This is a genomic window from Pantoea sp. Cr_R13 (genome assembly GCF_029222565.1).
In the GTDB taxonomy this organism is placed as follows: Bacteria; Pseudomonadota; Gammaproteobacteria; order Enterobacterales; family Enterobacteriaceae; genus Pantoea; species Pantoea eucalypti.
This window is the reverse complement of the sequence record NZ_JARHXL010000015.1, coordinates 205,290-229,832: the sequence shown is the minus strand read 5'-3', so window position 1 is coordinate 229,832 and position 24,543 is coordinate 205,290. Positions and strand designations below refer to the sequence as shown.

20 protein-coding genes are annotated in these 24,543 nt (G+C 57.0%); 14 read left to right on the top strand and 6 right to left on the bottom strand.

The features are described 5' to 3' along the window. The first annotated feature begins 35 nt into the window (after positions 1-35). Positions 36-1,160 (top strand): GNAT family N-acetyltransferase, encoded by a 1,125-nt coding sequence (locus tag P2R09_RS15930; RefSeq protein WP_078805100.1) that lies wholly within the window; start codon positions 36-38, stop codon positions 1,158-1,160. On the opposite strand, the gene P2R09_RS15925 is transcribed toward P2R09_RS15930, so the two are convergent. Next, positions 1,157-2,989, bottom strand: a complete 1,833-nt coding sequence (locus P2R09_RS15925; RefSeq protein ID WP_275771172.1) for an ABC transporter ATP-binding protein — start codon at positions 2,987-2,989, stop codon at positions 1,157-1,159. The genes P2R09_RS15930 and P2R09_RS15925 overlap by 4 nt on opposite strands. 72 nt (positions 2,990-3,061) lie before the next feature. Between P2R09_RS15925 and P2R09_RS15920 the strand changes: the two genes are divergently transcribed. Continuing rightward, positions 3,062-3,562: a GNAT family N-acetyltransferase gene (locus tag P2R09_RS15920; RefSeq protein ID WP_275771170.1), complete on the top strand. Its 501-nt coding sequence runs from the start codon at positions 3,062-3,064 to the stop codon at positions 3,560-3,562. A 35-nt stretch (positions 3,563-3,597) separates the two neighbouring features. Here the strand turns inward: P2R09_RS15920 and P2R09_RS15915 are convergent, their stop codons facing one another. Beyond that, positions 3,598-4,515, bottom strand: coding sequence for a sugar ABC transporter substrate-binding protein (locus tag P2R09_RS15915; RefSeq protein WP_275771168.1), 918 nt, complete (start codon positions 4,513-4,515; stop codon positions 3,598-3,600). Positions 4,516-4,934: 419 nt separating this feature from the next. On the opposite strand from P2R09_RS15915, the gene P2R09_RS15910 reads away from it, so the two are divergent. Then, a complete protein-coding gene (locus P2R09_RS15910; RefSeq protein ID WP_275771166.1) occupies positions 4,935-6,326 on the top strand; it encodes an MFS transporter in 1,392 nt (463 codons plus the stop codon). Between the two features lie 500 nt (positions 6,327-6,826). Here P2R09_RS15910 and P2R09_RS15905 read toward each other — a convergent pair whose 3' ends face one another. Further along, positions 6,827-7,837 (bottom strand): hypothetical protein, encoded by a 1,011-nt coding sequence (locus P2R09_RS15905; protein WP_275771164.1) that lies wholly within the window; start codon positions 7,835-7,837, stop codon positions 6,827-6,829. Between the two features lie 437 nt (positions 7,838-8,274). Between P2R09_RS15905 and P2R09_RS15900 the strand changes: the two genes are divergently transcribed. From P2R09_RS15900 to P2R09_RS15870, 7 genes are all read left to right on the top strand, one after another. Continuing rightward, positions 8,275-9,441: an HD-GYP domain-containing protein gene (locus tag P2R09_RS15900; protein ID WP_275771162.1), complete on the top strand. Its 1,167-nt coding sequence runs from the start codon at positions 8,275-8,277 to the stop codon at positions 9,439-9,441. Between the two features lie 108 nt (positions 9,442-9,549). Next, the gene (gene kdpF, locus P2R09_RS15895; RefSeq protein ID WP_010253443.1) at positions 9,550-9,639 is read left to right on the top strand and encodes a K(+)-transporting ATPase subunit F; all 90 of its coding nucleotides are present in this window, start codon (positions 9,550-9,552) and stop codon (positions 9,637-9,639) included. Next, positions 9,639-11,327 (top strand): potassium-transporting ATPase subunit KdpA, encoded by a 1,689-nt coding sequence (gene kdpA / locus P2R09_RS15890; RefSeq protein ID WP_275771156.1) that lies wholly within the window; start codon positions 9,639-9,641, stop codon positions 11,325-11,327. Before kdpF ends, kdpA begins: the two co-directional genes overlap by 1 nt. After that, positions 11,324-13,372 (top strand): potassium-transporting ATPase subunit KdpB, encoded by a 2,049-nt coding sequence (gene kdpB, locus P2R09_RS15885; RefSeq protein WP_275771154.1) that lies wholly within the window; start codon positions 11,324-11,326, stop codon positions 13,370-13,372. Before kdpA ends, kdpB begins: the two co-directional genes overlap by 4 nt. A gap of 10 nt (positions 13,373-13,382) precedes the next feature. After that, on the top strand, positions 13,383-13,949 hold the full coding sequence (kdpC, locus tag P2R09_RS15880) for a potassium-transporting ATPase subunit KdpC (RefSeq protein WP_275771151.1): 567 nt from the start codon (positions 13,383-13,385) through the stop codon (positions 13,947-13,949). 16 nt (positions 13,950-13,965) lie between these two features. Further along, entirely contained in the window at positions 13,966-16,641 is a 2,676-nt protein-coding gene (kdpD, locus tag P2R09_RS15875) for a two-component system sensor histidine kinase KdpD (RefSeq protein WP_275771149.1), read from the top strand. A 54-nt stretch (positions 16,642-16,695) separates the two neighbouring features. Then, the gene (locus tag P2R09_RS15870) at positions 16,696-17,193 is read left to right on the top strand and encodes a TIGR00645 family protein (protein ID WP_003852093.1); all 498 of its coding nucleotides are present in this window, start codon (positions 16,696-16,698) and stop codon (positions 17,191-17,193) included. 38 nt (positions 17,194-17,231) lie between these two features. Here the strand turns inward: P2R09_RS15870 and P2R09_RS15865 are convergent, their stop codons facing one another. Beyond that, positions 17,232-18,200: a LysR family transcriptional regulator gene (locus P2R09_RS15865; protein ID WP_275771146.1), complete on the bottom strand. Its 969-nt coding sequence runs from the start codon at positions 18,198-18,200 to the stop codon at positions 17,232-17,234. Between the two features lie 93 nt (positions 18,201-18,293). Between P2R09_RS15865 and P2R09_RS15860 the strand changes: the two genes are divergently transcribed. The 4 genes from P2R09_RS15860 (at position 18,294) to P2R09_RS15845 (ending at position 22,372) form a co-directional block, all read left to right on the top strand. Further along, a complete protein-coding gene (locus P2R09_RS15860; RefSeq protein ID WP_275771143.1) occupies positions 18,294-19,496 on the top strand; it encodes an MFS transporter in 1,203 nt (400 codons plus the stop codon). Between the two features lie 61 nt (positions 19,497-19,557). Further along, positions 19,558-20,904, top strand: coding sequence for a cation:proton antiporter (locus P2R09_RS15855; protein WP_275771141.1), 1,347 nt, complete (start codon positions 19,558-19,560; stop codon positions 20,902-20,904). Between the two features lie 22 nt (positions 20,905-20,926). Then, positions 20,927-21,271, top strand: coding sequence for a hypothetical protein (locus P2R09_RS15850; RefSeq protein WP_008926325.1), 345 nt, complete (start codon positions 20,927-20,929; stop codon positions 21,269-21,271). Between the two features lie 168 nt (positions 21,272-21,439). Next, entirely contained in the window at positions 21,440-22,372 is a 933-nt protein-coding gene (locus tag P2R09_RS15845) for an alpha/beta hydrolase (RefSeq protein ID WP_275771138.1), read from the top strand. 117 nt (positions 22,373-22,489) lie between these two features. Here the strand turns inward: P2R09_RS15845 and P2R09_RS15840 are convergent, their stop codons facing one another. Continuing rightward, the gene (locus P2R09_RS15840; protein WP_275771136.1) at positions 22,490-23,569 is read right to left on the bottom strand and encodes a porin; all 1,080 of its coding nucleotides are present in this window, start codon (positions 23,567-23,569) and stop codon (positions 22,490-22,492) included. A gap of 197 nt (positions 23,570-23,766) precedes the next feature. Continuing rightward, complete coding sequence (locus tag P2R09_RS15835; RefSeq protein WP_275771134.1) at positions 23,767-24,513, bottom strand: glycerophosphodiester phosphodiesterase family protein; 747 nt, start codon at positions 24,511-24,513, stop codon at positions 23,767-23,769. Positions 24,514-24,543: the final 30 nt, after the last annotated feature.

Here is a 24,543-nt window from a genome sequence, read left to right as displayed (position 1 = left end):
ACTGATTCTCTGCCCGACGTTCACTGGAGTATTTCATGTCGCTGATTCACCTGACGTCACTGGCGGAGATTCCGGCCGCCGAGTGGGATGCGCTGTTGCCTGATGACCAGCCATTTTTGCGCCACGCCTTTCTGCTGACGCTGGAAGAGAGTGGCAGCGTACGGTTTGAGGCGGGCTGGCAGCCTGACCATCTGCTGTGGCGGGAAGAGGGCGTGACCCGCGCCGCGCTGCCGGGCTACCGCAAACGCCATTCACAGGGCGAATATGTCTTTGATCACGCCTGGGCGGATGCCAGCCAGCGCGCCGGCATCCGCTACTACCCGAAATGGCTGGGCGCGATACCCTTCAGCCCGGTCACCGGTGCACGCCTGCTGGGAGAAGCCTCTGCCGCGTCTCAGCTGGTTTCAGCCCTGCCGGAAAGCCTGTTGCAGCAAGGCTTAAGCGGCGCGCACATCAACTTTACCGATGCGCAGGCTAACGCGCTGCTGGCCGATCAGCCCGACTGGCTCTTACGGCTCGGTTGTCAGTATCACTGGCATAACCGTGGCTACCGCGATTTTCAGGATTTCCTGGACACGCTGATGTCGCGCAAGCGCAAACAGCTGCGTAAAGAGCGTGAACAGGTGGCGCAGAGCGGTTTTGTGTTTGACCGCTATCGCGGTGATGAGCTGCGCGAAGATCAGTGGGATTTTGTCTATACCTGTTACGCCAACACTTATGCGGTGCGCGGTCAGCGGCCCTATCTCACGCGCGACTTCTTCAGTCTGCTGGCGGAACGAATGCCGCAGAATATTGTGGTGGTGATCGCCCGCTTACAGCAGCAACCGGCGGCAATGGCTTTTTATCTGCGGGACAGCCACTCGCTCTATGGCCGCTACTGGGGCTGTCTGGCGGAGTTTGACCGGCTGCACTTCGAAACCTGTTTCTATCAGGGAATGGATTTAGCCCTGGATGAAGGGCTGACGCGCTTTGATGCAGGTGCGCAGGGCGAGCACAAGCTGGTGCGCGGCTTTGAGCCGCAGATTACCCACTCCTGGCACTATCTGCTGCATCCCGGCCTGCGCGATGCCGTGGCCGATTTTCTGGTGCAGGAGCGGGAAGGCGTGCGCGGCTGGGCGGAAGAAGCACGCGACGCCTTACCCTATCGACGCGGCGATTAATCGATGCCGACAAAGCCACCGGTCTGATGCTGCCACAGACGGGCATACAGACCGTTCTGCGCCAGCAGCTCGTGATGGCTGCCCATCTCAGCAATACCGCCTTTATCCAGCACCACCAGTCGATCCATCTTCGCGATGGTCGACAGGCGGTGTGCAATCGCAATAACGGTTTTACCCTCCATCAGTGACTCCAGGCTCTCCTGAATCGCCGCTTCCACTTCGGAGTCCAGCGCCGAGGTGGCCTCATCCATGATCAGCACCGGCGCATCTTTCAGTAGCACGCGGGCAATCGCCACACGCTGACGCTGACCACCCGACAGTTTCACGCCGCGCTCCCCCACGTGTGCATCCAGCCCGGTGCGGCCCAGTGAATCGGAGAGCAGCGGAATAAACTCATCGGCGCGGGCGCGGTGAATCGCAAGCTGTAATTCCTCCTCGCTGGCGTCAGGGCGACCATAGAGCAGGTTTTCCCGAATCGAACGGTGCAGCAGCGAGGTGTCCTGCGTAATCATGCCAATCTGGCTACGGAGGCTCTCCTGCGTCACCGCGGCGATATCCTGATCGTCGATCACAATCCGTCCACCGTTCAGGTCATAAAGACGCAGCAGCAGGTTCACTAACGTCGATTTACCGGCCCCCGAAGGACCAATCAGACCAATCTTCTCGCCCGGTTTAATGTCGAGATTAAAGCCGTTAATCACCTGACGGCCACCGCCATAGTCAAAGCGCACATCCTCGAATCGGATGTTGCCGCGCGTCACCTTAAGCTGTTTAGCCTGCGGCGCATCCTGCACGCTCAGCGGCTGCGCAATGGTTTTCAGGCCATCCTGAACCGTACCGATATTTTCGAAGATGCCATTGACGACCCACATGATCCAGCCAGACATATTGACCAGGCGGATGACCAGACCGGTCGACAGCGCAATGGCGCCGACGCTGATCAGCGACTGGCTCCACAACCACAGCGCCAGCGCGGATGTTGAGACAATCAGCAGGCCGTTCAGTGCTGACAGCGTCAGATCCATGCTGGTGACCATGCGGCCAGCGTGCTGAGTTTTTTCCGTCTGCTCCTGCATCGCCTCACGCGCATACTTACGCTCCAGATCGCTGTGGGCAAACAGCTTGATGGTGGCAATATTGGTATAGCCATCAACAATGGTGCCCATCAGCTTCGAACGCGATTCTGAAGAGACCACCGAACGGGCTTTGACGCGCGGCACAAAGAAACGCAGCGAGGCGCTGTAAGCGACCATCCATATAATCAGTGGGATCATCAGCCGCCAGTCGGCATCGGCAAACAACACCAAGGACGTCACGGCGTAGATCAGTACGTGCCAGATAGCGTCGACCAGCTGCACCGCGGAATCACGCAGTGAACTGCCGGTCAGCATGATGCGCTGGGCGATACGACCTGCAAAATCGTTCTGGAAGAAGTTAAGGCTCTGGCGCAGCACATAGTTGTGATTCTGCCAGCGGATCAGGTTGGTCATACCCGGGCTGATGCTCTGGTGAACCAGCATGTCGTGCAGGGCGATAAAAATCGGCCGCAGAATCAGCGCCACTGCCCCCATCCACAGGAGTATCGGCCAGTTATCCTGAAACAGGCTGGCGGGTGTGGAGTGGTTCACCATATCGATAATGCGGCTCAGATAGCTGAACAGCGACACTTCGATCAGCGCTGACGCCAGCCCCACCACCAGCAGTGCTGCGAAACTGGGCCAGACCTGGCGCAGGTAGTAGAGGTAAAACGACCAGACCGTTGAGGGCGGCGAATCGGTGGGTGCGTCATGAAATATATTGATAAAACGCTCAAAACGACGATACAACATAGCGATACTCTTTCCGTCCGGTAAAGAGCTACAGCTTAGTGCATGAACCCCGTTCGGCTAAAAGGAGAAAATATGGAAATCATTATTCGGGCACGGGAACCGCAGGATGCTGCCGCCTATCAGCGCCTCTACAGTCATCCCGATGTCTATCCCTGGACACTGCAACTGCCATTTCCCAGCGTTGCGACCTGGGAGAAAAAAATTGCCCGAATGGACGCCGAGGGGTTTATCGCCTTTGTGGCAGAAATTGATGGTGAGCTGGTCGGTGAGCTGACGCTGTTTGTCGATAACAAGCCGCGCACCCGCCACTGCATCAGTTTTGGACTGGGAGTCCATCCCGATTTCGGCGGTCGCGGGGTCGGTGAGCGGCTGATCCGCACCGCAATGGACTACTCCCGCAACTGGCTGGGCATTACACGTATGGAGCTGGAGGTGTTTCACGACAACGAACGGGCGCTGCGGCTCTATGAGCGGCTGGGCTTTGAGCGGGAAGGGGTGATGCGGCAGGCGGCACTCCGCGACGGTCAGCTCCGCGACGTGGTGATGATGGCGAAGCTGCTGCACGAGCAGTGATAACCGGAGCGGCATCGCTGCCGCTCCATGTTGCATTACGGATTTTTATTGCTGTAGTGCTGCATATTCTGCTTCGTTACCAGCTCAAACGGGATCCACTGGTGAGAATCTACCTTCTGGCCTTTGATCATCTGCTGCGCCACATCAACCGATTTTTTGCCCTGACCCACGGCATCCTGGAACACGGTTACGGCCAGTTTACCGCTGGCCAGCGCTTTCAGGCCATCCGGCGTGGCATCAATCCCGCCCACCAGAATGGTTTTCTTCGGCTTCGCCTGAGCAATGGCCATCGTGGCGCCAATTGCCATTTCGTCGTTGTTCGCGGCGACAATATCGATATCCTCACCGTTCGACAGCCAGTTGAGCATTAAATCCATCCCCTCATTGCGCGCATAGTTAGCGGTCTGCTTCAGCACCACTTTCATATTGGGATACTTCGCCACCACCTGCTCCACATCTTTGGTGCGCTGCAGCGCGCCCGCATCGCTGAGGTTGCCGATCATGATGGCAACGTTGCCACGGTAACCGGCCTGCTTTGCCAGCGCTTCCATCTGCAACGTGCCTGACTCGCGTTCGTCAGAGCCAACAAACACCACGCCTGGCGGCAGGGTTTTATCGCCCGGTGAGCGGTTAACATAGACCAGTGGAATATGAGCCTGCTGCGCCAGTTTTGTCAGGGCTGGCGTGCTGGCAGAGTCCACCGGGTCGACAATAATCGCATCCACCCCGGCGCTGATAAAGCTCTGCACCTGGTCGGTCTGACGCCCTACGTCGCCACGTGCATCTTCGAACTGCGCATCCAGCTGGCGCACTTTAGCCTCTTTCTCAATCGACTGGCGGATGATGGTCAGGAAGTTCTGGTCGAAATAGGCCATTGAGACACCTATCTTCTCAGCCAGCGCCGGTGTTGAAAGAGAGAGCAGACAGAGTATTGCCCATGTATGTTTTTTCATTAGAGGCTCCCGAGGTTACCGGATAGAATGGAATTTTCATTTATTATAAAAATGGAAAAGCAGGATCATTTGCAGATTAGAAACTGCCATCAGGTTTGACAACCGGTCCTTTTCACTCTTGCTAGCGCCGCCACATTTTGCCGTGAAATCGCCTCGTCATAGCGATCAGCGCGGGGGAAATCCCCGACCTGGTGCACACTCTGCAGTAGTGAGCCGCAGCTTTTCGCGCTTTTGTGCAGTGCCGCACGGGCGGTTGTGAGGATTGTCAGAAAACCGTTCAATCGGGCCAGACGATCCTGACATCTGCACAGTGACCCATCGTTAGCCTCCTATCTATATTTCCAGAAGCGGGAATTCTCAGCGTTATTCCTGAAAAAAACCTCGTGGCGCAACCTGCCGCTTTTTAAGGAATTCAGCTCATGCCTAAAGAACAAACGCCTCAACGGACGACCCATGTCCGCATCGGGATCCTCTGCCTGATCCTGTTTCTGTCGGTTGTGGCTTACGCCGACCGTTCGATCCTCTCGATCTCCGGGTCGGCAATCAAAGAGGAGTTCGGTCTGTCAGCGATCCAGCTGGGATTGATCCTCTCTGCTTTCAGCTGGGCCTATGTCATCGGTCAGATTCCTGGCGGACTGTTGCTTGACCGCTTCGGGGCCAAAAAAGTGTATGGCGCTACACTGGCGCTCTGGTCAGTTTCAACGCTGGCGATGGGATTTGTGGGCGAGTTCTCCAGCGGCATGACCGGCGCGCTGATGCTGATGTTTGGACTGCGCTTTATGCTGGGACTCATAGAGGCACCCAGCTTTCCCGCTAATGCACGTGTGGTCATTATGTGGTTTCCGGGCGCAGAGCGGGGACGGGCATCATCGCTGTTCAGCTCGGCGCAATATTTTGCTGTCGCTATCTTCTCGCCGCTTTCAGGCTGGCTGGTCTCGCGCTTTGGCTGGGAATGGCCATTCTTTGTGCTGGGCGGCATCGGTCTGGTGGCGGTCCTGGTCTGGGCGGCCTGGATGCGCGAGCCACGTAACCACCCCGGCGTATCGGAAAGTGAATTGCGCCACATTGTCGACGGTGGCGCGCTGGTGGATATCGATGCGGCGCAGACGCTGAAAGCACGACCACCGGTCAGCAAAGCGATGTTCAGAAAGCTGCTCACCAATCGCATGCTCTGGTGCGCCTATCTCGGTCAGTACTGCATCATTGCGCTCAGCTACTTCTTTATTACCTGGTTTCCAATCTATCTGGTGCAGGCGCGCGGCATGAACATCATGGAAGCGGGATTCGCCACTATTGCGCCAGCGCTGTTCGGTTTTCTGGGCGGCATCATTGGCGGTTACCTGTCAGACAAGTTAATCGCCCGAGGCTGGAGCGTCTCCTGGGCGCGTAAAACGCCCTATATCGTCGGCATGCTGATGGCGTCCAGCCTGGTGCTGGCGGCGATTATTCCCGGTAACGGCGGCATCATCGCAATTATGTCCTTCGCCTTCTTTGGTAAAGGCATCGCGGCTGGCGCAGGCACCTGGACGGTGATCAGTGATACCGCACCCAAAGAGGCGGTGGGTCTGGCGGGGTCCATTTTTAACGGCATCGGCAATATTGCCGGTTTCACCACGCCGCTGCTGTTCGGCATCATCGTTGGGCTGACCGGTAGCTACAGCATTGGACTGGCGTTTGTGGCGGCACACTGCGTAGTCGCGGCGCTGCTGTTCCTGCTGGTGATGGGGCCGATTGAACGTGTCGGCGAAGAGACCGGACGCCCGGCATCATTTAACAATCAGGAGAAAGAAGATGGCATTAAAGCAATGTAAAGTGCTGATCAAAGGGAAATTTCTGCCACCGCAGCTGATTGAGAATATCGAAAAAACGTTTACTGTGTTTCGGTTGGGCTGGCGGGATCTAAAGAAAGGCCCTTAGTTGGGCCATTAACTGTTAAGGTAAAAGCAGTCCAAAGATAGCAAATAAGATATAGCATGCGGTAGCGGCAAACCAAAAAAAAGAATAAATCTTCATCCAGGGAGATATCTTCTGTTTATTCTTTTCAAAGAAATCATAGCCAGGATCATTGATGGCAAGGTAGCTTATTTTCTGCCTGCGACTTAATTTTATGAAAAACCGTAAAACCGGAAAAACTCCGAAGAAGCCAGTCGTATAATAAAAGGAGCAGGGGCCGGGGAAATTATATTTCTCTCTGTAAGAAGAGACCAGGTTATAATAATCCTGTCGTTTAATTAAATATATTATAAGCGACAGAATCAGAAGGCCGCATCCCAGCCCACCAAAAAATAATGAAGTACCAGCCAGCAATTTATTAGTTATCATAATATTCTGCAACTTTATTAATTATAGTTTCGACGCCTGAACTACCTGCAACACCACCGGCGACCGACCCTACAACTGCACATGCAACACCACCAGCGCCCGCTGTTGCTATTCCAATAGCCGCACAGCCAGCTAACGCGGCAGAGCTGCCCCAAACACCACCCAACATCCCTCCACCTGTAGTGAGAGCAAACTTTGAGTAGTCTTTAACGGCAATCTTCCCACATTCATCCTCGCGCCCTTTGCTGCATGCATCAACCACATCATTAGTCGTGCCTGCAAAAGCGAATCCAATCCCGATGAGTCCGCCAGTCTTTAAAAAACGCGCAGCTCTGGCTGCATTACCGACATAGTATGAATACCCTGGAATGCCACCTATTCCAACAGTAGACCATTCATGCACTATCGAGCGGCTGGAGAGATTTAATGCGCGCTTCATATTGTCATACTGCTGGAATTTTACAGTATACCGTGCAAGGGATTTTAACAGCGGCTTATTGACCAGCTCTTTAAGCTGCTGTAGTAGCTGATTGCGTTCAACAAAGAACTGCTGGCCTATCAGAGAACCCTGCGTGCGGAACTGATTCTGGTAGCTGACTTCGATTTTTTTCAGAGTTTGTTCAATAGCATTAAAATATTTTTCACCCGCATCTCCTAGAGTGCTAAAAATCTTGTCTCCAGCACCTGTCAGTGCGGCAATCGTTCCATAATGTTTTTGCATAAAACTGGCGTCATCGTCGTTCACACCAATCAATGCCGCATTAGTTTTATTCTTAGCCTGACGGAGCGTTGTTAGCATCTGCATTGTAAGCTGAGGGGATGTATCGGAGTCAGCCACAATCAGGATTTGCCCTGGCTTAAGATACGGCGTATCTGCATTAAGTTTCATAAACAGGCTGGTAGCGGGTGAACGTGTATCTCTGAACAGTTCCCGCGCCTGATATTCAAGTGTTCCGGGACGTTCCACTACACAATATCCGGGGGCTAAGTTCTTCGCCATGCATCCATTCTCCGTCATTTAAAACAGGGTTATTATCCTATTATTAGTACCATTGGTAAGCAAAAAATATGCGTCATAAATATAAATAATTCTATTGAGTTACGCAAAAACTACTGTTTAGGGTTACGAGTGGTTTCGTCACACTGACTGAGAATGTTCGAATCTTTGCTCTTGCACTCAAGACGATCCATCAAGTCATAAATAATCCGTTTAACGATCTGGCTGTTAAGGGAAAATCCATAATCTTCCATGGATGATTATGGATTTGTTGTCCCGCTCAGTCTGGACCTGAACACCGATTTATCGTTCTGTCTGAAGAGTTCGCCTCTCCTCTGATCCCTCTCCCGACCCCACGCTTCGCACAAAACAGCCTGAAGAAAATCAGCCCGGCTGCCGATATCACCTTATCCCAACCGTTAATGTTAAGGAGTGATAGCGTGATTAAGCTGATTACCATTGATGAGTTGCGCCCGGGGATGTTTATCCACAAGCTGGAAGTCTGGTGGATAAAAGACCAGCGCATTCATAATCAGATGCTGATCACCGATCCACGACAAATTGCCACGCTACGCAGCGAAGGGATCCGCCAGCTCTGGATCGACCTCGATCGATCGGTTCAGACGCCGATCGCCACCACGGTCGCAAAAAGAACCATTGGCCGCACTCCGTTTTTTCAGGAAATGGATCAGGCGCAGCAGATCTTTCAGCAGGGCAAGCCGAAAGTGCGGGCGATGTTCAACGAAGCGCGGCTGGGTAACGGCCTGAAGCTCGATTATATGATGGACCTGGTGGATGAAATCGCAGGATCGATCACGCGTGAACCCTCCGCCATGCTGAGCGTGGCGCGGCTGAAAAATCATGATGACTACACCTATCTGCACTCTATGGCGGTCTGCGGGCTGATGATTGCGCTGGGTAAAAAACTTGGGCTGGATGAGCAGCAGCTGCGCCGGGTGGGCATGGGCGGTTTACTGCATGATGTCGGCAAAGCGGCTGTGCCACTGGCGATCCTGAACAAAGCGGGCAAGCTGACTGAAGAGGAGTTCAGGGTGATGCGTGAGCATCCGGTGGTCGGCACGCAGATGCTGATAGAGGCCAACGCTGACGACGATCTGCTCGATATCGCTCTTCATCATCATGAAAAATATGATGGCAGCGGCTATCCGCACCGCCTGAAAGGCGAGGCGATTTCGTTCTACGCCCGCATGGCGGCGGTGTGTGATGTCTATGATGCCGTCACCTCGACCCGCTCCTATCGTAACGGCTGGACGCCAGCAGAGGCGATGCATCAGATGCTGAGCTGGCGCGGGCATTTCGACCCTGCATTACTGCACACCTTCGTCAGAACCATTGGTATCTATCCGGTGGGATCGCTGGTGCGTCTTGCCTCTGGCCGGGTGGCGTTAGTGGTGAAAGCGGGTGAGAAATCGCTGATGCGTCCCTGTGTGCACGTTTTCTGGTCGCTGCACGCTCAGCGTGAAGTGAAACCGGAAGAGCTCGACCTCGGCGACAGCTTCTGCACCGACAGCATTGTAGGTGCAGAAGACAGCAAGCTGTGGGGTAACGTCGATCTTAATCGTATCTGGGCGCTGGAAGTCGCCTGATTTTTCGCCATTTTTACACTATTTTTACGCCCGCCCGCTGCATTTTAACCCCGTCTTTATACGCCTCCGCGCAAGCTAAGCCATAAATCCAATCCTCTGGAGGTTCCTGTGAGCGTGGGCGTAATAACCGGCATTGTGCTGGTGGTGTTGTTACTGGGCTATCTGATCTATGCCCTGTTAAATGCGGAGGCCTTCTGATGGCGGCCAATGCTTTTTTACTCATCGCATTTTATCTGGTGCTGCTGATGGTACTGGCGCAGCCGCTCGGACGGGGTCTGGCCTCGTTAGTAGCGGACAAGCCGGTGTTTGCCCGCCTGGAAACGCCACTGTGGCGACTGCTGGGCGCGCAGGCGTCGGACATGCGCTGGCCGCACTACCTGCTGGCGATTCTGCTGTTCAACGCGCTGGGTTTCGTGGTGCTGCTGGCTATGCTGCTGCTGCAGGGCTCGCTGCCGCTGAATCCTCAGCAGCTGCCAGGCCTGAGCTGGCATCTGGCGCTGAACACTGCTGTGAGCTTCGTGACTAACACCAACTGGCAGTCTTACAGTGGCGAGAGCACCCTGAGCTATTTCAGTCAGATGGTGGGCCTGACGGTGCAGAACTTCCTCTCTGCCGCGACCGGTATCGCCGTGGCCTTTGCGCTGATCCGTGGCTTCGCCAATCGCAGCTCTGCGACCCTGGGTAACGCCTGGCGAGACCTGACCCGCATCACGCTCTACGTCTTACTACCGATCAGCCTGCTGATGGCGCTGTTTTTTGTCAGTCAGGGCAGCATCCAGAACTTCTCGCCTTATCACAGCTTCTCCACGCTGGAAGGCGTGCAGCAGACGCTGTCGATGGGACCGGTGGCGTCGCAGGAAGCGATCAAAATGCTGGGTACCAATGGTGGCGGCTTCTTTAACGCCAACTCCGCCCATCCGTTTGAGAACCCGACGGTGCTGACGAATCTGGTGCAGATGCTGAGCATCTTCCTGATCCCGGCAGCGCTCTGCTTCGCGTTTGGCGAAAGCGTGCGTGACCGTCGTCAGGGCCACATGCTGCTGTGGGCGATGACGCTGATGTTTGTGGCGGCGGCCGCCGTCGTGATGTGGGCCGAACTGCAGGGCAACCCGCACTTCCTCCAGCTGGGAGCCGACAGCGCCGTCAATATGGAAGGCAAAGAGACGCGCTTTGGCATCCTTAACAGCAGCCTGTTCGCGGTCATCACCACCTCTGCCTCCTGCGGTGCGGTGAATGCCATGCATGACTCCTTTACCGCGCTGGGCGGCATGGTGCCGATGTGGCTGATGCAGCTGGGCGAGGTGGTATTTGGCGGTGTTGGCGCCGGCCTCTACGGCATGCTGCTGTTTGTACTGCTGGCGGTCTTTATTGCCGGACTGATGATTGGCCGTACCCCGGAGTTCCTGGGTAAAAAAGTCGATGTGTGGGAAATGAAAATGACCGCACTGGCGATTCTGGTTACCCCGGCGCTGGTGCTGATTGGCACCGCACTGGCGATGATGACCGACGCCGGGCGCAGCGCGATGGCAAACCCGGGCATTCACGGCTTCAGTGAAGTGCTCTACGCGGTCTCCTCGGCTTCCAATAACAACGGCAGTGCCTTTGCCGGACTGAGTGCCAACACGCCGTTCTGGAACCTGTTACTGGCTGTCTGCATGCTGCTGGGCCGCTTCGGCATCATCATCCCGGTGATGGCCATTGCCGGTGCGATGGCGGTGAAAAAAGTGCAGCCGGTAGGTAACGGCACACTGCCAACTCACGGTCCGCTGTTTATTGCACTGCTGATCGGCACCGTGCTGCTGGTGGGTGCACTGACCTTTATTCCTGCTCTGGCGCTGGGCCCGGTGGCTGAGCATCTGCAACTTGTTCAGGGACAATCCTCATGAGTCGTCAACAACAGGCGTTATTTGACGCAGCTCTGCTGCGTACCTCGGCCTGGGATGCGGTGAAAAAGCTCGATCCTCGGGTGCAGTTCCGTAACCCGGTGATGTTCGTGGTCTACCTCGGCAGCATCCTCACCTCGCTGCTGGCGGTGGGCATGCTGACCGGACGCATCAGCGGCAGCGCCAGCTTTACCGGGGCGATTGCGGTCTGGCTCTGGTTCACCGTGCTGTTCGCCAACCTGGCAGAGGCGCTGGCAGAAGGGCGCAGCAAGGCCCAGGCAAGCAGCCTGAAAGGCGTCAAAAAGACCAGCTTTGCCAAAAAACTCTCAGCGGCGCGCTATGGTGCCGGGTGGCAGCAGGTCAGTGCCGATGCGCTGCGCAAAGGCGACGCGGTGCTGGTAGAAGCGGGCGATATCATTCCCTGTGACGGTGAAGTGATGGAGGGCGGTGCCTCAGTGGATGAGAGCGCCATTACCGGTGAATCTGCACCGGTCATCCGTGAGTCAGGGGGTGACTTTGCTTCCGTGACGGGCGGTACCCGTATTCTCTCTGACTGGCTGGTGATCACCTGTAGCGCCAACCCGGGCGAAACCTTCCTTGACCGGATGATCGCCATGGTGGAAGGCGCAAAACGCCGCAAAACGCCAAATGAGATCGCCCTGACCATCCTGCTGGTATCACTGACCATCGTGTTCCTGCTGGCGACCGTGACGCTCTGGCCGTTCTCGGCATGGGGCGGCACGCCGGTCAGCATCACGGTACTGGTGGCACTGCTGGTCTGTCTGATCCCGACCACTATCGGCGGCCTGCTGTCGGCGATTGGCGTGGCGGGGATGAGCCGGATGCTGGGTGCAAACGTCATCGCGACCAGCGGTCGTGCGGTGGAAGCCGCAGGGGATGTGGATGTGCTGATGCTGGACAAAACCGGCACCATCACGCTGGGTAACCGTCAGGCGACCCAGTTCCTGCCCGCGCCAGGCGTCAGCGAAGAGCAACTGGCCGACGCCGCGCAGCTCGCCTCGCTGGCCGATGAGACGCCGGAAGGTCGCAGCATCGTGGTACTGGCGAAACAGCGATTTAATCTGCGTGAACGCGATCTCAGCAGCATGGGCGCCGGCTTTATTCCGTTCTCAGCCCAGACCCGCATGAGTGGCGTGAACGTGCAGGACCGGCTGATCCGCAAAGGCGCGGTCGATGCCGTTCGTCGTCATATCGAAGCGAACCATGGTCGTTTCCCTGCCGAAGTGAATGCGCAGGTGGAAGAGGTGGCTCGCAGTGGTGGCACGCCGCTGGTGGTGTCAGAAGGCGCAAATGTGCTGGGTGTGGTGGCGCTGAAAGATATCGTGAAAGGCGGCATCAAAGAGCGCTTTGCCGAACTGCGCAAAATGGGTATTAAAACGGTGATGATCACCGGCGATAACCCACTGACCGCCGCAGCGATTGCCGCAGAAGCGGGCGTGGATGACTTCCTGTCAGAGGCTACACCAGAAGCCAAACTGGCGCTGATTCGCCAGTATCAGGCCGAAGGCCGTTTAGTGGCGATGACCGGTGACGGCACCAACGATGCGCCAGCACTGGCGCAGGCGGATGTGGCGGTGGCGATGAACTCCGGGACGCAGGCAGCGAAAGAGGCGGGCAACATGGTCGACCTCGACTCTAACCCGACCAAGCTGCTGGAAGTGGTGCACATCGGTAAACAGATGCTGATGACGCGCGGTTCGCTGACCACCTTCAGTATCGCCAACGACGTGGCGAAATATTTCGCCATTATCCCGGCGGCGTTTGCGGCGACCTATCCGCAGCTCAACATGCTTAACGTGATGCAGCTGCACTCGCCCGCCAGCGCAATCCTGTCGGCGGTGATCTTTAACGCCCTGGTGATTGTCTTCCTGATCCCGCTGGCCCTGAAAGGCGTCAGCTACCGCCCACTGAGCGCCGCTGCGCTACTGCGCCGCAACCTGCTGATTTATGGTCTGGGTGGCCTGCTGGTGCCGTTTGTCGGCATCAAAGCGATCGATCTGCTGTTAGTGTTTTCAGGCATGGCCTGAGGAGAGAAAAATGAGTCAGTTACGTCCGGCAATTTTACTGTTGTTGCTGCTTACGCTTGTCACCGGCGTGGTTTATCCTTTGCTTACTACTGGTCTGGCGCAATGGCTGTTTCCGTCCCAGTCCAGCGGCTCGCTGCTGGAGGAAGATGGCGTGGCGCGCGGGTCAGCACTGATTGGCCAGAACTTTACCCAGCCCAACTATTTCTGGGGCCGTCCTTCAGCCACAGGCGATAAACCCTATAACCCGCTCTCCTCTGGCGGCAGCAACCTGGCCGCCAGTAATCCGGCACTGGATAAAGCGGTAGCCGACCGCGTCGCTGCGCTGCGGGCCGCGAACCCGCAGGCACCGGCTGCCGTGCCGGTCGAGCTGGTCACTGCCTCAGCCAGCGGGCTGGACCCGGATATTTCGCCAGAGGCCGCGCTCTGGCAGGCGCCGCGTGTCGCCGCCAGCCGCAAGGTGCCGGTGGCGCAGGTCGAGGCGCTGATTGAAAAGATGACGCATCGTCCACTGATGCCATTCCTCGGCACACCGACGATCAACGTGTTGCAGCTGAATATGGCGCTCAACGAACTGTAATGGTGTTAAGGAAGCGATGAACCACGAACCCCAGCGTCCCGATCCCGACGCGCTGCTGCAGGCTAACCGCGAAACGCATCGCGGACAGCTGAAAATTTACTTTGGTGCCTGTGCTGGCGTCGGCAAAACCTACGCCATGCTGCAGGAGGCACAGCGGCTGCGTGCGCAGGGTCTGGATGTGCTGATTGGCGTGGTAGAGACCCATGAACGGCCGGAAACCGCACAGCTGCTGACAGGATTAACCCTGCTGCCGCGTCGCGCGACCGGCCGTTCGCGTCATGCAGAGTTTGATCTCGATGCCGCACTGGCCCGCCATCCTGCCGTCATCCTGATGGATGAGCTGGCGCACACCAACGTTAAGGGCTCGCGCCATCCCAAGCGCTGGCAGGATATTGAGGAGCTGCTGGAAGCGGGTATCGACGTCCTGACCACCGTCAACGTGCAGCATCTTGAAAGCCTCAACGATGTGGTCGGCGGCGTCACCGGCATTCAGGTGCGTGAAACCGTGCCCGATCCCTTTTTTGACAGTGCCGACGAAGTGGTGCTGGTCGATCTGCCGCCCGACGATCTGCGGCAGCGATTGAAAGAGGGCAAAGTTTATATTGGCGATCGTGCTGAGCGCGCCATCGAAAACTTTTTCCGCAAAGGTAATCTGTTTGCCTTACGTGAGCTGGCGTTGCGCCGCACCGCCGACCGGGTAGACGATCAGATGCGCGCCTGGCGCGATCAGCAGGGCCGGGATCGGGTCTGGCACACCCGCGACGCTATTCTGCTCTGTATTGGCGACGACAGCGGCAGTGAAAAGCTGGTGCGCACCGCAGCCCGACTGGCGGCGCGACTGGGTAGCGAATGGCACGCGGTCTATGTTGAAACGCCCCGGCTCAACCGGCTGCCGGAAGCACGGCGACGGGCCATCCTGCGCACATTGCAGCTGGCACAGGAGCTGGGTGCGGAAACCGCCACCCTTTCTGAACCGGATGAAGCGGAAGCGGTGCTGGGTTATGCCCGCGAACACAATCTGGGCAAAATCGTCACCGGCCGTCGCCCGCTCCGGCGCTGGCGGCGTGACAGTTTTGCTGAACGGCTGGGCCAGCTTGGCCCGGATCTCGATCTGCTGGTCGTGGCGCTGGATGAGCCACTGAAGGATGCGCCGCATCCGCTGCCGGATGGTCGTGTTAACAGCGAAAAATGGCGCATTCAGCTGCGCGGCGTGATGATGGCGCTGGTGCTCTGCATCCTGGTGACCGCCGCCGGGCAGTCGGTGCTGATCAATTTCGATCCCGCCAACTGCGTGATGATCTACCTGCTGGCGGTGGTGATCGTGGCGCTACGCTATGGCCGCTGGCCGTCGGTGATTGCCACGGTGATGAATATCGTCGCCTTTGACCTCTTTTTCGTGGCCCCCACCGGCACGGTGGCGGTCTCCGACCTGCAATACCTGGTGACCTTTGGCGTGATGCTGGCGGTCGGCGTGATAGTCGGGAATCTTACGGCAGGCGTGCGCTATCAGGCGCGGGTGGCGCGCTACCGTGAGCAGCGGGCGCGTCAGCTCTATGAGATGGCGAAATCGCTGGGCAGCGCGTTGACGCCGCAGGATATCGCCGCCACCAGCCAGCGGGTGCTCGACGCCACGTTACAGGCGCGCTGCCTGCTGCTGCTGCCCGATGAGCAGGGCGAGCTGAAAGCGGTGGGCGATGCGTTACCGGCCAGCGAGCCGGATCGCGCGATTGCTAAATGGAGTTACAGCAAAGGCCAGCCTGCAGGCGCGGGCACCGATACCTTACCGGCAGTGCCTTATCAGATCCTGCCGCTGAAAAGCGGCGCGCACTGCCGGGGATTGCTGGTGGTGGAGCCGCAGAACCTGCGTCAGCTGATGATTCCTGAGCAGCAGCGGCTGGTGGAAACCTTTACGGTGCTGATCGCCAATGCCCTGGAGCGGATGGCGCTGTCACATAGCGAGGCAGCGTCCCGTCTCTCAGCGGAGCGTGAACAGCTGCGCAATGCGTTGCTGTCGGCGCTGTCACACGACCTGCGCACCCCGCTGACCGTACTGTTTGGTCAGGCAGAAATGCTGATGCTTGACCTGGCCAATGACAACTCAAAATATGTGCCGCAGGCCAGCCAGATTCGCGAGCAGACGCTCAGTACCATCCGGCTGGTAAGCAACATGCTGGATATGGCGCGCATTCAGTCGGGCGGCCTCAATTTGCGGGAAGAGTGGCTGGCGCTGGAAGAGGTGATTGGTGGGGCGCTGAGCAGCATGGCACCCTCGCTCAAGGGGCATGAGGTCCAGCTCGACCTGCCGGATGACATCGTGCTGATCAAAGGGGACAGCACGCTGCTGGAGCGGGTTTTCACTAACCTGATAGAGAACAGCCTGAAGTACGCCGGTAATAGCGCGCCACGCGGCATCCGCGCCTGGCGTGCAGCATCACGACTGGAAATTGCGGTCTGGGATGGCGGACCTGGCATTGCCGAAGAGGATTTAACCCGGATATTCGAAAAGTTCTGGCGCGGCAATAAAGAGTCGGCGGTGCCGGGCGTCGGGCTGGGTCTGGCGATCTGTAAAACCATTATCGAGAGCCATGGCGGCCAGATCTGGGCCGAAAACCGGCCCGAAGGTGGCGCGGCATTTCGTCTCTCGCTGCCGCTGCCGCCCGCCCCTGAAATTTCTGACGAAGGGCTGAAATAACTTCACAGTTAATCAGTTATACTGCCGGTCCTGTTTGATTATTCGTGGGATTGTATGGAACGTTTTACCGAAAACCTGATGTATGCATCGCGCTGGTTGCTGGCTCCGGTTTACATTGGACTTTCGCTGGGATTACTGGCGCTGACCATTAAATTTTTCCAGGAAATTTTCCACCTGCTGCCCAACATTTTCAGCATTGCGGAAAACGATCTGATTCTTCTGCTGCTCTCACTGGTAGACATGACGCTGGTTGGCGGCCTGCTGGTGATGGTGATGCTGTCGGGTTATGAGAACTTCATCTCTAAACTCGACATTGACGAAGACAAAGAGAAGCTGAGCTGGCTGGGCAAGATGGACTCCGGCTCGCTGAAAAACAAAGTCGCTGCCTCCATCGTTGCCATCTCGTCGATTCACCTGCTGCGGGTGTTCATGGAAGCGCGTAATGTCGAAAACGACAAACTCATGTGGTACGTGATTATCCACCTGACCTTTGTGCTCTCTGCCTTTGTGATGGGCTGGCTGGACAAAATGTCGCGCTACGATAAAAAGTAAAGTATCCCCCTGGTGGCCCGCTGACGCGGGCCCCTGCGTTATCCTTTCCGATCTGTTTTCCCTGAACGACCTGCTGGCTGCGACGCCGGACGCGTGCCCGCCAGCTGCGGCATCACCTTTTTAATCATCGCAAAAAAGTGTTGCAGCCTGGCCGGGTAGTAACTCGCCCAGGGATAAGTCAGCCACACCGGCAGCGGCGGTGCCTGCCACGCAGACATCAGCTGAACCAGGCCGCCATCGGCTAAATCTTCCTGTACCGCCCAGGAGGAGACAATGGCCGCACCCATGCCCGCCAGCGCCGCTTTGCGCACCGCATACAAACTGTCGCTACTCAGCCGTGGCGTAATCGCCAGATTCACCGGCTGGCCATCGTCAATCTTTTGCAACGCCACTTCGTTACGGTAAAAACTGGTGAGGGCCAGCCATGGCAGATCACGCAGCTGTTCAATCTGCGCTATGGGCGGATACTGTGCCAGCAGGTGCGGGGCCGCCACCACAATGCGCGGCACTTCGGCCAGCAGAACCGCCACCACCGAGGGATCGGTTGGCGCACCGACCTGAATGGCGCAGTCGACATTCTCGGCCATAAAGTCGGGCGTGCGATCGTTCAGCATCCACTCAATATTGAGCCGGGGATAGCGATGCAGATAGTCCACCAGTGGGGCGATCAGCTGATCCTGACCAAAGGCGTGCGGGGCACGAACCCGCAGTGTACCGACCGGATCGGCACTGGCGCCGGTCAGCTCATCTTCCAGCGCATGCCAGGTCGCCAGCAGCTGCCGCGCCTGGGCGTAGCAGCGTTCACCATCATCGGTAAGTTTCAGCGCATGCGTGGTGCGCAGGATCAGCTTCAGCCCCAGCCGCTGCTCAAGGGTCTGCAGCCGACGGCTGACGGTGGGTTGTGTCGTACCCAGTTGGGCCGCAGCGGCGGATAAGCTGCCACTCTCGACGATACGGATAAAGGTCTGCATCAGGTCGATGCGATCGCTGCTGTTAGGGTTGTTCATACGTACCACGCATAACTGTTTTGCCTGATATCAGTCTACCGCGTATAACCGCGATGCGCTTTAATGGTTGTACGAAATGAAGAGGATTACAGCATGTCAGCCATATCAACCCAGACTCAAAATGAATCGCTCTCCACACCGCTGGTGTTTACCCTGGCCGCGGGTGCCGGGCTCAGCGTTGCGTCGATTTACTACAGCCAGCCGATGCTGGATATCATCAGCAAACAGTTTAACGCAGGCATTGGCGCAGTCGGTATGGTGCCGATGCTGACTCAGGCGGGCTATGCACTGGGTATTCTGCTGCTGGCGCCACTGGGCGATCGTCATGACCGTCGCACCATTATCTTTATCAAGGGCTTACTGCTGGTGGCAGCGCTGCTGCTGTGTGGTTTTTCCGGTGGGCTCAGCGCGCTGCTGATTGCCAGTTTTATCACCGGCCTGACGGCTACGGTTGCGCAGGATATTGTGCCTGCATCGGCGGCGCTGGCCCCGGAACGCAGCCGGGGTAAAACGGTCGGCACGGTGATGACCGGGCTGCTGGTCGGCATCCTTCTGTCGCGTGTGGTCAGTGGGGTGGTGGCGGAGTATTTCGGCTGGCGCACCATGTATATGATTGCCGCGCTGGCGGTGCTGCTGATTACGCTGACGCTGTGGCGGGTGCTGCCGCGCTTCACACCAGGCACCTCGGTAAGCTACCCGCGCCTGCTGCTGTCGCTGGTGCATCTGTGGCGCCACCACCAGACGCTGCGCCGGGCCGCGCTGGCTCAGGGTCTGCTGTCAGTGGCCTTCAGCGCCTTCTGGTCGACACTGGCGTTAATGCTTAGCGACCGCTTTCATCTGGACAGTGCCGTTGCCGGGGCCTTTGGTTTAGCCGGTGCAGCGGGCGCCATGGCGGCACCGCTGGCGGGCAGTTTTGCTGACCGCATTGGTCCGGCAAGGGTCACGCAGGCGGGTGCCTCGCTGGTAACGATCTCTTTTGCGCTGATGTTCCTGCTGCCATTACTGCCCATGCCAGCACAGCTGGCGCTGATAGTCGTCTGTACTATCGGCTTTGATTTAGGTGTACAGGCCACGCTGGTGGCGCATCAGACGCTGGTCTACGGCCTGGCTCCGGAAGCACGTAGTCGCCTTAATGCCCTGCTGTTTACCGTGGTGTTTATCGGTATGGCTACCGGTGCGGCGCTGGGCAGTCTGGCGCTGGCACACTGGGGCTGGAATGGCGTGGTTGCGCTCGCCACCTTAGCCGGTGCAGCCGCTGTCGCGGTTCGCTTCGCCAGTCGTCACCTGAAAAACTGACACCTCGCCCGTCAAAAAATGTGCCAGGCTTATTAATAAACCCGAAATATTCTGGAGTGTTATGAACTTTTTAGCCTGGACAGCAGCGACGGGCGGTCTCCTGCTGCTGATGTCGCTGGCTTCCGGTTGGATTCACCGGGGGCCAGTCACCTCATTTGGCCTGTTTCTGATCGCGGGTATGCTGTGCGGCCCGTGGGGATTTGATGTTATCCATCTTGATATCGTCACCCATTCCGAAGCCGTGGCCCACATCACTGAAATCACCATGGCAGCCTCGCTGTTTATCACCGGTCTCAAGCTGCGTCAGCCGCTGCAGAACAACTGCTGGCACACCGGGCTGAAGCTGGCCTTTCCCGCCATGTTGCTCACCGTCGCCGCGATGACCCTGCTGGCACACTTCCTGGTGGGATTAGACTGGCCGATTGCGCTGGCGTTTGGGGCGATTGTCGCACCGACCGATCCTGTCCTGGCGAGCTTAATCTCGGTCAATGATGCGCAGGATGATGATTCACTTCGCGTGGCAATATCCAGCGAGGCGGGCATGAATGATGGCTCCGCATTACCACTGCTGATGCTGGCGCTGCTGCTGTTCAATGGCGAAAACCTGAATGGCGCGATGCTGGCGCACTGGGGGGCGGTCGAAGTGCTCTGGGCGATTGGCGGCGGTCTTGTCATCGGGTTTGTTCTGGGGCAGCTGATCGGCATGCTGGCGACCCGACTGCGCAATGCCAATGGTGATGTCGCACCCAATGATTTTCTGGCGCTGGCGCTGATAGCACTGAGTTATTCACTGGTGGAGTGGCTGGGTGCTTCCGGCTTCCTGGCTGCCTTTGCCGCCGGGCTGGGATTACGCCGCGCAGAACTGGGCGTATTCCGTCGCCATCAGCCGGACGATCTCTCTGACGACGAGCGTATATTGCCCTCTGAGGCGCTGGTGAATCCCAACATGCGTCTGGCGCATCAGGGCGGCACGAATATGGTCAAATCGATTGGGTTTGTAGTAGGCGACGCCCTCTCTTTTGGCGATACTATTGAACGTTTACTGGCGGCTGGCATGATGGTGGTGCTGGGCGTCACACTGGCGCAGCACTGGAATATCTACGGCGTGCTGATTGGCCTGGTGCTGTTTGCGGTGGTGCGACCGCTGGCCGTCTGGCTGGTAACAGTGCGGGCCGGACTGCCGCTGGGGCAGCGTCTGCTGATTGGCTGGCTGGGCATCCGGGGGATTGGCAGTCTGAACTACATCGCCTATGCCTGGACGCACGGCATGCAAGGCCCGCAGATGGAAATTATGACCAATATGGCGTTAACGCTGGTGGTCTGCAGCGTGGTGGTTCACGGCACCACCGTGACGCCGCTGCTGAACTGGCGTCAGAAGCGCCTCGAAGCCCTTCAGCGCAAGGTTTAACCCGAACGAACAGGAGTTAAGAATGAAAGTAACTCAGATAGTGCTGCTGAGTATCCTCGCCACCGGCAGCGCGCTGGCGGCGGACGACACTGACACTGAGCAGAATGTTTACGCCAGTCAGTTGTGCCACATTGTCAGCGGCGAGAAAAAGGTCGCCACTGCAGATCATTACGTTGAGCAGATGAAATCGACCGTGGCGGGCGGCCAGTCACCGTCGGCGATGAATCAGCCCGAATTCGACGAAGAGTCTGCGCGTGAAGTGGCCAGTGCCTGGCTGCAACTGGGGGACGATGAGCGTGCCAAACTGCGCGTCAACGAACAGCAGTGTGAACAGGCCGTGATGGCGCAGTTCCAGCAGGAAGATTAACCAGACGGAATGAAATAAAAACGCGCCTGCCGGGCGCGTTTTTTTATGGCTTTTCAGGGGCTATTGCGTACATAATCGCCAGCCAGTGCACCAGACTTGCATTTGTTCATACTTCTTTAGCCTACCGCAACGGTTTGCTGACATTTCGGGCTTCACACAACAGGCATTATGATTACGCGTCGACGCTTTATTCTCGGCACGGGAGCGCTCGGGCTCTCCATGACCACCGGCAAATTATTTGCCCGCGATGACATTATTCCCCTCTGGCCGGATGATCCGCCCGGCGGCGGCGGCCCATCGGGCCAGTTAAATATTAACAGCACCGGTTCCTGGTCAAATATCGTCAGTCCGGCCATTCAGCGCTTTAAACCGGAAAACCCCAATGGTGAAGCCGTATTAATCGCTGCAGGCGGCGGTTATCGCTGGATTGGTATGGGCCGCGAAGCCTGGCCGGTGGCGCGCTGGCTCAATGCCAGTGGCTATACCGCCTATGTGCTCAGCTACCGGTTGCCGCATGAGAAGTGGCAGGCGGGACGGCTGGCACCGCTGCAGGATGCGCAGCGTGCCATCCGGCTGGTGCGATCTTTTGAGCGCAAAGTGCATGCACTGGGCTTCTCGGCAGGTGGACATCTGCTGGGAATGGCGGCGGCGCGGCCAGATTTTGCATCGTATCCGGCCATCGATCCGCTGGATGAAGTGGTGCCGAAAGTCGACAGTGTTGGCCTGATCTATCCGGTTATTACCCTGGAAGCGCCTTATCAGCACACCAATACCCATCTGATGATGGTCGGCAAAAATGCCACGCCGCAGGATGAGGCGAACTGGTCCGTGCAGAACTATGTCACCCGGCAATATCCGCCCACGTTTCTGGCGCAGGCCGAGGACGATCACACCTCAAATCCGTTTAACACCGAGCTGATGCGCGACATCTGTCGCCGCAACCGCGTGCCGGTTGAGCTGATTCAAATCAGCAAAGGCGGACATGGATTTGGTCTTGGCAAGGCGGGTACGCCGGCGGCGTTATGGGATCAGGCATATGTTAAGTGGCTGGAAAACCTCCGTCAGGCTGCATACCTGGGCATGCACTCCTCATCCCTGTAACCCTTCCTCTTGCGACTGACGTAAAAAAAGCCGGCATTCGCCGGCCTCGCGACAGTAGCGATTTTCAGGATTGAAGCGACACAGGTTAAAGCTTGTGTGCAGGCAGGGGCCGCCTGATTAAAACTGATAGGTCAGGCCCATCGCGATACTGTCTTTCGTCGAAATGCCGGTGGCACGCGTAAAGTCGTTTTCCTTCAGCAGGTTAATGCGATAGTCCACGTAGGTCAGCATGTTCTTGTTGAAATAGTAATAGGTGCCCACCGCAATATATTTCTGCATCGTCTGGCTGCCCCCGGCAAAATTTCCTGCGCCCTGCAGGTTTTCGCCACGCTGCGTGACAAAACCGACTGAAGGGCGCAAACCGTTCAGGAACTGGTACTGCGCAATTGCCTCAACGTTATGGGTTTTGTCAGCGACCTGTGCCAGCTGTCCATAAGGCGTAACGTCACTGGCTTCGCCATACATGGCGGCCAGATAGACCTGGCTGGCATCATATTTTGCAGAGGTTACCCAGGCGGTGGCATCGTCTCCCTGACCGTCAGCTTGCTGAGTCAGCGTCCGTTTTGCTTTCATCCCTGCCGCCGCAAGGCTCAGTCCATCGGTAATGTTGTAAGTCAGGCCAGCACCGTAACCATCCCCGTTAGCCAGTCTGGCGGTTGCGCGATCATTTTTCCCTTGATACTGCAGGGTTAGCTTTAATCCACTCCAGTCCGGAGAGTGCCAGGTCGCGAGGCCGGTTGAGCGTTTTGACAGGAAGTTATCGTTGGTGGTCATGGTGCCGGAACCGAAGACCGGTGCCATATCCGTATAGGCGGAGGCGGTATACAGTACCCCAAAGCTACGGCCATAATCGAACGAGCCGAAGTCAGCCAGTTGCAGACCGGCAAACCCTAAACGTGTGGCATTCCCCGTTTGCGCGTCGCTACCGCCTTCACTGTGATTCAGCTGGAAATTGTATTCCCATTGACCATAACCGGTAAGCTGATCATTAATTTGCGTCTCACCTTTAAAACCCAGGCGTGCATAAGAGTTGTCGCCATCTTCTGCAATATTATCTGAGAAAACATGGCGCGCATCGACTTTACCGTACAGGTCGAGCTTATTTCCATCTTTATTATAAATTCCGGCGGAGCATGCAGAGAATGAGACTATAAAAAACATTGCATACGGCACGGCTGTTTTTATTTTATTGTGCATATCATCTGCCCTTTTCAGTTAGCTGAAGCATGAGGAGGTTACCGCTCAGGACGGTATTTATTTCAATCTCACATTCGTATTGTTTAATCGCTAAATCATGAAATGATGATATCGGCCATAAAGGTTATGGCCATTTTTTATAATGACTTTCCCTGGTGTTATTGCATTCTGGTAACGTATTTCCTGGTGATCTTTTATTAAAAGACTAAGTCGGGTATATCGCTTAATACGGTTTGCGCGCCCGCATCAATATATTTCCGGGCAAGAACCGGGTCATTGATTGTGGCAATCGCGAATTCAATACCTGAACGGGCCAGTCGCGCCAGGTCTTCGTCCGTCGCGAAGTCACCCAGGAAATGCAGAATCTGGCAACCTGTTCTGGCGAGAAGCGCCGCGGGGTCTTTCGGCGGGACGCAAACCGCCAGCCCGCGCGGTACGTCAGGCATAAGCCTTGCGGCAACCTGCAGCGAAATCTCAGAAAAACTGCTGATGAATAATTTCTTCTCGCTTGCTGGCCACAGTGATTTCAACTGAGCGATCGCAATCTCCGCCGTCTCCACTTCCTGCCCGGAGGTGGGTTTGATTTCCAGTTGCAGCCCGACGCCTTTATCCAGTACAAAGCCGACTGTTTCAGCCAGCGTAGGCACTTTCACGCCCTTAAAAAGGTGGCCGTAACATACGCCAGCCTCCAGCGACCGGATCTCATCCAGGGTCAGATTCGCCACATAGCCTTTGCCATTCGTTGTCCTGTTTACGGAATCGTCATGAATAATGACCGGGTGCATATCTTTGGTGAGTTTGACATCCACCTCTATCCACGTTGCGCCGTGTTCCACCGCCGCCAGAAACGAAGGTAGCGTGTTTTCCGGTGCCAGCAGTGGGGCTCCCCGATGGGCAATCAGACGGGAGTTCACTACACGTGCAGGGTGTTTTTGGGTCGACATTATTGGCTTTACCTTCTGTTAGGGTTATAT

What these genes read in the sequence shown, in the direction of transcription:
- P2R09_RS15920 (WP_275771170.1), top strand. Translation starts at nt 3,062, where the DNA reads ATGGAAATCATTATTCGGGCACGGGAACCGCAGGATGCTGCCGCCTAT.
- P2R09_RS15930 (WP_078805100.1), top strand. Translation starts at nt 36, where the DNA reads ATGTCGCTGATTCACCTGACGTCACTGGCGGAGATTCCGGCCGCCGAG.
- P2R09_RS15915 (WP_275771168.1), bottom strand. Translation starts at nt 4,515, where the DNA reads ATGAAAAAACATACATGGGCAATACTCTGTCTGCTCTCTCTTTCAACA.
- P2R09_RS15865 (WP_275771146.1), bottom strand. Translation starts at nt 18,200, where the DNA reads ATGAACAACCCTAACAGCAGCGATCGCATCGACCTGATGCAGACCTTT.
- kdpC (WP_275771151.1), top strand. Translation starts at nt 13,383, where the DNA reads ATGAGTCAGTTACGTCCGGCAATTTTACTGTTGTTGCTGCTTACGCTT.
- P2R09_RS15925 (WP_275771172.1), bottom strand. Translation starts at nt 2,989, where the DNA reads ATGTTGTATCGTCGTTTTGAGCGTTTTATCAATATATTTCATGACGCA.
- P2R09_RS15870 (WP_003852093.1), top strand. Translation starts at nt 16,696, where the DNA reads ATGGAACGTTTTACCGAAAACCTGATGTATGCATCGCGCTGGTTGCTG.
- P2R09_RS15905 (WP_275771164.1), bottom strand. Translation starts at nt 7,837, where the DNA reads ATGGCGAAGAACTTAGCCCCCGGATATTGTGTAGTGGAACGTCCCGGA.
- P2R09_RS15910 (WP_275771166.1), top strand. Translation starts at nt 4,935, where the DNA reads ATGCCTAAAGAACAAACGCCTCAACGGACGACCCATGTCCGCATCGGG.
- P2R09_RS15860 (WP_275771143.1), top strand. Translation starts at nt 18,294, where the DNA reads ATGTCAGCCATATCAACCCAGACTCAAAATGAATCGCTCTCCACACCG.
- kdpD (WP_275771149.1), top strand. Translation starts at nt 13,966, where the DNA reads ATGAACCACGAACCCCAGCGTCCCGATCCCGACGCGCTGCTGCAGGCT.
- P2R09_RS15835 (WP_275771134.1), bottom strand. Translation starts at nt 24,513, where the DNA reads ATGTCGACCCAAAAACACCCTGCACGTGTAGTGAACTCCCGTCTGATT.
- P2R09_RS15850 (WP_008926325.1), top strand. Translation starts at nt 20,927, where the DNA reads ATGAAAGTAACTCAGATAGTGCTGCTGAGTATCCTCGCCACCGGCAGC.
- P2R09_RS15855 (WP_275771141.1), top strand. Translation starts at nt 19,558, where the DNA reads ATGAACTTTTTAGCCTGGACAGCAGCGACGGGCGGTCTCCTGCTGCTG.
- P2R09_RS15840 (WP_275771136.1), bottom strand. Translation starts at nt 23,569, where the DNA reads ATGCACAATAAAATAAAAACAGCCGTGCCGTATGCAATGTTTTTTATA.
- P2R09_RS15845 (WP_275771138.1), top strand. Translation starts at nt 21,440, where the DNA reads ATGATTACGCGTCGACGCTTTATTCTCGGCACGGGAGCGCTCGGGCTC.
- kdpA (WP_275771156.1), top strand. Translation starts at nt 9,639, where the DNA reads ATGGCGGCCAATGCTTTTTTACTCATCGCATTTTATCTGGTGCTGCTG.
- kdpB (WP_275771154.1), top strand. Translation starts at nt 11,324, where the DNA reads ATGAGTCGTCAACAACAGGCGTTATTTGACGCAGCTCTGCTGCGTACC.